The organism is Pseudomonas sp. GL-B-12 (genome assembly GCF_019955895.1).
Lineage (GTDB): Bacteria > Pseudomonadota > Gammaproteobacteria > Pseudomonadales > Pseudomonadaceae > Aquipseudomonas.
The window spans coordinates 22553-29413 of record NZ_JAHBCX010000054.1 but is presented as its reverse complement, the minus strand read 5'-3'; the positions used below and the strand labels follow the sequence as shown (position 1 = coordinate 29413).

General features: G+C 55.8%; 10 protein-coding genes. 9 read left to right on the top strand and 1 reads right to left on the bottom strand.

Annotation, left to right across the window (positions count from 1 at the left end):
• Nucleotides 1-125: 125 nt before the first annotated feature.
• Nucleotides 126-437 carry a DUF6124 family protein gene (locus tag KGA85_RS25400; RefSeq protein ID WP_223533862.1) on the bottom strand — a complete coding sequence of 104 codons (312 nt, stop codon included), beginning with the start codon at nucleotides 435-437 and terminating at the stop codon, nucleotides 126-128.
• Between the two features lie 672 nt (nucleotides 438-1109).
• On the opposite strand from KGA85_RS25400, the gene KGA85_RS25395 reads away from it, so the two are divergent.
• From KGA85_RS25395 to KGA85_RS31175, 9 genes are all read left to right on the top strand, one after another.
• Nucleotides 1110-1529, top strand: coding sequence for a hypothetical protein (locus tag KGA85_RS25395; RefSeq protein ID WP_223460135.1), 420 nt, complete (start codon nucleotides 1110-1112; stop codon nucleotides 1527-1529).
• A 76-nt stretch (nucleotides 1530-1605) separates the two neighbouring features.
• Nucleotides 1606-3642: a lipase family protein gene (locus KGA85_RS25390; protein WP_223543468.1), complete on the top strand. Its 2037-nt coding sequence runs from the start codon at nucleotides 1606-1608 to the stop codon at nucleotides 3640-3642.
• A gap of 29 nt (nucleotides 3643-3671) precedes the next feature.
• The gene (locus tag KGA85_RS25385; protein WP_223533860.1) at nucleotides 3672-4445 is read left to right on the top strand and encodes a hypothetical protein; all 774 of its coding nucleotides are present in this window, start codon (nucleotides 3672-3674) and stop codon (nucleotides 4443-4445) included.
• 63 nt (nucleotides 4446-4508) lie between these two features.
• Nucleotides 4509-4631 carry a hypothetical protein gene (locus KGA85_RS31180; RefSeq protein ID WP_263287629.1) on the top strand — a complete coding sequence of 41 codons (123 nt, stop codon included), beginning with the start codon at nucleotides 4509-4511 and terminating at the stop codon, nucleotides 4629-4631.
• 29 nt (nucleotides 4632-4660) lie between these two features.
• Entirely contained in the window at nucleotides 4661-5437 is a 777-nt protein-coding gene (locus KGA85_RS25380) for a hypothetical protein (RefSeq protein ID WP_223460129.1), read from the top strand.
• Nucleotides 5434-5622, top strand: coding sequence for a hypothetical protein (locus KGA85_RS25375; RefSeq protein WP_223460128.1), 189 nt, complete (start codon nucleotides 5434-5436; stop codon nucleotides 5620-5622). The genes KGA85_RS25380 and KGA85_RS25375 overlap by 4 nt, the downstream gene beginning before the upstream one ends.
• Nucleotides 5623-5651: 29 nt before the next feature.
• A complete protein-coding gene (locus KGA85_RS25370) occupies nucleotides 5652-6425 on the top strand; it encodes a hypothetical protein (RefSeq protein ID WP_223533859.1) in 774 nt (257 codons plus the stop codon).
• Nucleotides 6422-6610 carry a hypothetical protein gene (locus KGA85_RS25365; protein ID WP_223460124.1) on the top strand — a complete coding sequence of 63 codons (189 nt, stop codon included), beginning with the start codon at nucleotides 6422-6424 and terminating at the stop codon, nucleotides 6608-6610. Before KGA85_RS25370 ends, KGA85_RS25365 begins: the two co-directional genes overlap by 4 nt.
• Entirely contained in the window at nucleotides 6607-6741 is a 135-nt protein-coding gene (locus tag KGA85_RS31175) for a hypothetical protein (protein ID WP_263287589.1), read from the top strand. The genes KGA85_RS25365 and KGA85_RS31175 overlap by 4 nt, the downstream gene beginning before the upstream one ends.
• Nucleotides 6742-6861: the final 120 nt, after the last annotated feature.

Here is a 6861-nt window from a genome sequence, read left to right as displayed (position 1 = left end):
GTGTGTCAGTCCATGAAGTTGTCGACTGACACACCGCTTTCGCGAGCAAGCCCGCTCCCACAAGGGTCCATCACTGTTCAGGCGAGTCCATCAGCGCGTCCGGCAACATCCCGATCGCTGATCCTCTACCCAACCGCATCGATCCGGTCCAGCGCCCGGTTCACCGCCAGTTCCCCCAGCATGATGACTTGCGCGATGCCCAGCAGGGTATTGCGACTTGCCCCCTCCGTTCGATCCGCCAGATCCATGGTCATGACATTGGCCGATGCCAGTGACTCGCAGGCATGGGCCAGCAGGGTTGCAGTATCGAGTTCCGGGTTGACGATGAACATCGTGCTGAGTTTGCGCGGGGTGGCCATGATGTTGGCGGCGGAAAGAATGCTGTCGGATGGGGATTTCGGATCGGTGGCCGGCGGATCCGGCGTCACTTTGACCATAAGCTGATTACTCCTGAATGGAGCCACCAACTCTTCTCTACTAAAGGAAGGGTGGCGGCTGTACGCAGGTTAGTAGACCGGGGGAGATCAGCATTTACCGGCGCGCCGAAGCGCCCTGCGCACAGCCACCATCAAGTTCAGGGATGGAATACCTGACTGACAGAGCCTATGCACTTTGCTGATAACACCACGGGCTACTAAACCCGATCACTGACAATCAGTGACGCGAATCAAGTTACCGAGCGACCCCAAAGCGCACAAGCCGGCGGATTCTGGGGTAACTGTAGGCAACGACGCAAGGCGCTGTGGCTTTCACGAAGTAACCTTGAGGGCTTTTAAACGAGCAGGGTTTGCGCTCTGCAGTAGCGTTCGATCCGAACGGTTCAACCCTGTCAAAAGCAGCCACTGCACCTGGCGCCGACAAAATCGCGAACGGGCCTACAGGTACGTGGCATCAACACTCGGATGCATCCTACGCGAGCATCGGAAGCTTCCTATATCAACCTTTTTTACCTTCCTGAAAGCTGTCGAGCGCTTGAACGCGGGAGGCAACGAAGCCTCCCCGTCCGCTTCAACAGCAAAGGGAGGCCTGATATGGGCCGCTGGTGGTAGCTCGTGGCATTGGCAGCCAGTTCTTGCCGATAAGATTTATGAGAAAAAGGATGAAGCTAAATGAAAATAAAATGGCTTTATTGGTTTTGGGGTGCGATGGATTGTTTTTATATTTTCCGGTTCAGCTACCTCAGTTTTTCCCAAGGCAAGGTGCCGTTTTTTAGCGACATTCAATCCTATGTTCAGTTAAGGGTGGAACATGGATTGACTTCGGATGTTCTCTTTTTGTTGTCGATTTTTCTGAATGTATCGATAGTTGCTTCAATGGTCTTGTTTTTCGTCGACTCGCGCAAAATTCCATATCTGGTTTACGTGAAAACCCCATTTCGGCTATTGCTTGCTGTGCCTTCTTTATCAATTTTTTTATGGCTTTCGAAAGCTGTAGATACGACGTCAATCATATGGCTGTTTAGCCTGCTTCTGCTTTCTGAAGCTATTAAATTGCTCACGATTTTATTTAGAAAAAGTTGGTGTATTTAATTGTTTTTGTGCAGGCAAGTAACTGGCGATTTGCGGCGGTTCCAGAATAAATAACTAACAGCATTAAAGGACTGACATGAACGATAGGTTGCACCGTACGGACACACTGGGCTCCTGCAAAGCTGTGATCTGCGGCAAACAGAAAATGCACTGGATCGAGTACCAGTTGCTCGATGAACAGGGCGAGCCGCTGGCGAATCTGCCTTATCGCGCGCTAAACGAGGCGACCCGCAGCGACTTCATTCCGGAGTACAGCGGCCGCACCGATGCCGAGGGAGTGATCCGCCTGGACGGCCTGCACCCGTTGGCCATCACCTTGCTGATAGACGCCGAGTTCTTGGCCGAGCAACTGCAAAATCGCCGCCTGCGTGCGCAGCGAGCCGAACCCGAGCGCCCCGGTTTTGCTGATCGCACGCCACTGTATGGTCCGCAACGTTCGGGGTTTTCGCCCATTGAGCAGCAGGCGGTCGCAGTCGGTCATGGCTATCACTACCTGCGCATCGGCCAGTTGTGCGATAGACTGCCGGCCTTCGATCCACCGTTGGCCGATCCCAGGCAGCCCCCGGCCTACCATTTTCCGGACCCGAAGTTTGGCGGGTTTACCATTGGCGACGATCGACTCGATCGCCGGCATGTGCTGGAGGTCTGCCCGCTGCGCGCCTGGTCGCTGACCTTGCATCACCAGGCGGAGTACAGCCTGGTCAATGCTTACAACCTGGCGCTGATGAGCATTCTGGCGTACAGCACGCGGCCCGAGAATGCGTTGGGTTCCGTGAAGGAGTTCTTCGAGCAGCAATGCTTGGACTTATCTCGTACACCGATAATTTTCGACAGCGGTCAGAAATTGCCGTGCGTGGTCACCGATGTTCCCTTCAATGGTCGCTACAGCATCGCCAAACCGTTGGACACTACTCAGGTTCGACCACCAGAGGGCGACACCCAGCTGTTTTATGCGATCAATACCGCCCAGGTGCTCGTGGCTTGGCGGGGTACCGAGGGGGCCTCCGATCTAGGTACTGATGCGACTTTCCGCCCGGTAAAACCTGAAATGCAGGCCTTGTGCGAGCCCAAGGTGCCCTGTGCCGATCTGACACCAGAGGGCAGTGTGCATTTGGGCTTTCGCGATGCGTTCGATTTGGCCACCAAAATTTATGCCAAAGATCTCGGCGAGATAATTCCTGAAAAAGCCGCTGAACGAAAGATGTTCATTTGCGGGCACAGCCTGGGCGGCGCCCTGGGGTTAGTGCATGCAGCATCGTTGAAAGCACAAAATCCACTGCTGTACACCTACGGCATGCCACGCACCTTCACCCTCAAGGCCGTAAAATGCCTCAACGAGATTGTGCATTTCCGGCATGTCAACGACATCGACCCGATCCCCAGCGTGCCGCCCGAAGCCGAGCTGGACAATCATCTGTATAAACTCTATGGCCCCCTCGGTACCACCCTGGGGTTTGCCTGGTCGATGCTGCAGTTGTCGGCCAGCCAGTTGTTCCGCCATGGCGATCCCTTCTGTCACCACGGCGAAATCGCCATGTTTTTCAAGGCCGAACAGCACACCCTTCGGCGAGGCTCGCCGTACCCCGCCTACCGCAACAAAGATGGGCTTGGCGCGCCTTACAGCACCACCATCGCCTATCGCCTGTCGGAAAAGGTCAAGTTTTACCTGGTTCCGAGCCTGAGCCCTGACGACGACCAGCAGGCCGAGCAGGCGCAGCAGCGCCTCACCACCTCGTTGACCGCCGAAAGCCGGGCGAGGTTTTTCCCGCCCTTCAGCAACCCCAAGGCCGGCCGGTTCGTGGGTCTCGGCAATCACTTCATGAGCAATTATCAGCCGTACATCTATGGCCAGTTGCTGGAGTCAATCAACCCCGAGCGCTCGCCGTTGTTGAAGCGGCAACTGGATCGACAGAATTTCGAACAGCAGACCCGGGACCACTACGGGAGCCTTGTCGAAGACGAACTGGCACGCAACCGGGTGTTCCTCGATTTGCAAAGTCGTCTCGGCGAAACCTTGCGGGTGACGCAACAGGCCGATGGCGGCGCCGAAGCATTGCAACGCTTCGACGCCGTGGCCGACCCGAGCGCCTGCTACGAAAGAACCCACTGTTGAACCCGGCCCGTGCTGCCAAGGATCCGACCATGATCAAGAAAACGCCCATCACGATACTCACTCTGTGCGTCAGTCTCAGCGGTTGTGCCAAGGATCAGAGCCTGGCGCCGCCACCGGATGGCGAATCGATAACCGTGACGGTGAAAGTGCCGAAGGAGCTGGTAGCGGAAACCCTGCAGGTGATGTACCGCTCGACTCTGTGCACCTTTACTGATCACTCCGCCTTCGGCGAAGCCTATCAACGCGATGGGTATCAACGTACCGATCTGCAACTGGTGCGTGAGGGACAAAGTGACCTCTATGTGGCCAAGCTGCCGATCGATGGTGGCGGTGCCTGCCAGTGGCGATTGAGCAACGTGACTTTTGGCGTCGCTTATGGTCATCCCACTAACTTTGGCGAAAACGTGACTTACGGCGCAGGCGGTGGGGTGGTGGTGATCTTCGATCACAACAACTCGCCGCGCGGTGGCGCGGACATCAAGGTCGAAGGGGATTTGACGATCAGGAAGGACTATTACCCGTGGGTAAAAGAAAGCTTTTTAGGGGGATATAGAAAGCGAGTCAGTTTGGCGGGTGAGGGCGATATCTATGTGATGTATCAGGCCCTACAAGCCCGACAGGTGTATTTCGAGCCCGTTTTGCATCCTGACTTTGTAGTTTATTCGGCCGGGCCAAAGATAAAGAAAGAAGGCAACCACACTGTCATCACTTATCCCGATGGCAGTGTCGAACCGGATGGCCGCTGGGGACCGAATTTCCGCAAATTGCAAGCGATTCGCCTGGCAGCGGTGAGCAAACAGTGATCCTCGTTTTTTCCTGCCAAGTACACCCCCTTCGAGCTGGCACGCAACCGGCTGTTCCTCGATTTGCAGAGTCGTCTCGGCGAGTCCTTGCGGGTGACACAACAGGCCGATGGCGGTGCCGAAGCGTTGCAACGTTTCGACGCCGTGGCCGACCCGGAAGCCTGCTACGAAAGAACCCACTGTTGAGCCCGGCCCGCGCCGTCAAGGACCCGACCATGATCAAGAAAATGCCCGTTGCGTTACTCAGCCTGTGCGTCAGCCTCAGTGGTTGTGCCAAGGATCGAAGCCTGGCGCCACCAGCGGATAGCGAGTCGATCACCGTGACGGTGAAAGTGCCGAAGGAACTGGTAGCGAGGCCGATGCAAGTGATGTATCGCTCGACCCTGTGCACTTTTACCGACCACTCGGCTTTCGGTGAGGCCTATCAACGCGATGGCTATCAACGTACCGATATACAGCCTGTGCGTGAGGGGCAAAGCGACCTCTATGTAGCCAAGCTACCGATCGATGGTGGCGGTGTCTGTCAATGGCGATTGAGCAACGTGACTTTTGGTGTGACCTATGACGATCCGGCTCGCTTCGGCGAGAACGTTACCTATGGTGCGGGGGGCGGGGTGGTGGTGATCTTCGATCGCAACAACTCGCCACGCGGTGGCGCGGACATCAAGGTCGAAGGGGATTTGACGATCAAGAAGGACTATTACCCGTGGATGAGTGAGACGTTTATTGGAGGTCATAGAAAAGACATTAGTTTATTAGGTGAGGGGCAAGACTACTACTTGAGCTACCAAGCACTTCAAGCGCTTGATGTGTACTTCGAGCCGATCCTGCACTCCGGTTTTCTGGTTAGCTCGCTAGGGCCAAAAGTGAAAAAAAAGGGTAGCTACGCAGTTTTTACCTATCCCGATGCCAGTATCGAATCTGTAGCCCGCGCTAAACCGGATTTTCGCCGATTACAAGCCATCCGCCTGGCAGCGGAGAACAAACAGTGAGCCGCGCTTTTCCTGCCCTGCACACCCCCTGCGAACTGGCACGCAACCGGGTGTTCCTCGATTTGCAAAGTCGTCTCGGCGACACCTTGCGGGTGACGCAACAGGCCGATGGCGGTGCCGAAGCGTTGCAACGCTTCGACGCCGTGGCCGACCCGAGCGCCTGCTACGAAAGAGTCCACTGTTGAGCCCGGCCAACGTCGTCAAGGATCTGACCATGATCAAGAAAATGCCTATTGCGATACTCACCCTGTGCGTCAGCCTCAGCGGTTGCGCCAAGGATCAGAGCCTGGCGCCGCCACCGGATGGCGAATCGATAACCGTGACGGTGAAAGTGCCGAAGGAACTGGTAGCGAGGCCGATGCAGGTGATGTATCGCTCGACCCTGTGCACTTTTACCGACCACTCGGCTTTCGGTGAGGCCTATCAACGCGATGGCTATCAACGTACCGATATACAGCCTGTGCGTGAGGGGCAAAGCGACCTCTATGTAGCCAAGCTACCGATCGACGGTGGCGGTGTCTGTCAATGGCGATTGAGCAACGTGACTTTTGGTGTGACCTATGACGATCCGGCTCGCTTCGGCGAGAACGTTACCTATGGTGCGGGGGGCGGGGTGGTGGTGATCTTCGATCACAACAACTCGCCACGCGGTGGCGCGGACATCAAGGTCGAAGGGGATTTGACGATCAAGAAGGACTATTACCCTTGGGTCGATGAGGAGTTTTTAGGTCCGTATAAAAAAACGGTTAACTTAACTAGTGAAGGTCATATTTATCTTAAGTATCAGGCCCTGCAAGCCCGGCAGGTGTATTTCGAGCCCGTCTTGCATCCTGACTTTGTAGTTTATTCGGCCGGGCCAAAGGTAAAGAAAGAAGGCAACCACACTGTCATCACTTATCCCGATGGCAGTGTCGAACCAGATGGCCGCTGGGGACCGAATTTCCGCAAATTGCAAGCGATTCGCCTGGCAGCGGAGAGCAAACAGTGAGCTTCATTTTTCCTGCCCTGCACACCCCCTTCGAACTGGCACGCAACCGGGTGTTCCTCGATTTGCAAAGTCGTCTCGGCGACACCTTGCGGGTGACGCAACAGGCCGATGGCGGTGCCGAAGCGTTGCAACGCTTCGACGCCGTGGCCGACCCGGAAGCCTGCTACGAAAGAGCCCACTGTTGAGCCCGTCCAACGCCGTCAAGGATCCGACCATGATCAAGAAAATGACCATCGCCATACTCAATCTGTGCGTCAGCCTCAGTGGTTGCGCCAAGGATCAGAGCTTGGCGCCACCGCCAGGCAGCGCTACGTAATGCGTTACAACAACGTCAGGCTCCATAGCTACGACGGCTATCGTTCACCGGTAGCTATGGAGAAACTGGCTGCATGAAAACCGTAACTGGTGTCCAAAATTAGTTGACCAGTTCAGCTTG

Excerpts from the sequence above, each read along its gene's own strand:
- KGA85_RS25380 (WP_223460129.1), top strand. The coding sequence starts at position 4,661 with ATGATCAAGAAAATGCCCGTTGCGTTACTCAGCCTGTGCGTCAGCCTC.
- KGA85_RS25390 (WP_223543468.1), top strand. The coding sequence starts at position 1,606 with ATGAACGATAGGTTGCACCGTACGGACACACTGGGCTCCTGCAAAGCT.
- KGA85_RS25385 (WP_223533860.1), top strand. The coding sequence starts at position 3,672 with ATGATCAAGAAAACGCCCATCACGATACTCACTCTGTGCGTCAGTCTC.
- KGA85_RS25400 (WP_223533862.1), bottom strand. The coding sequence starts at position 437 with ATGGTCAAAGTGACGCCGGATCCGCCGGCCACCGATCCGAAATCCCCA.
- KGA85_RS25395 (WP_223460135.1), top strand. The coding sequence starts at position 1,110 with ATGAAAATAAAATGGCTTTATTGGTTTTGGGGTGCGATGGATTGTTTT.
- KGA85_RS25370 (WP_223533859.1), top strand. The coding sequence starts at position 5,652 with ATGATCAAGAAAATGCCTATTGCGATACTCACCCTGTGCGTCAGCCTC.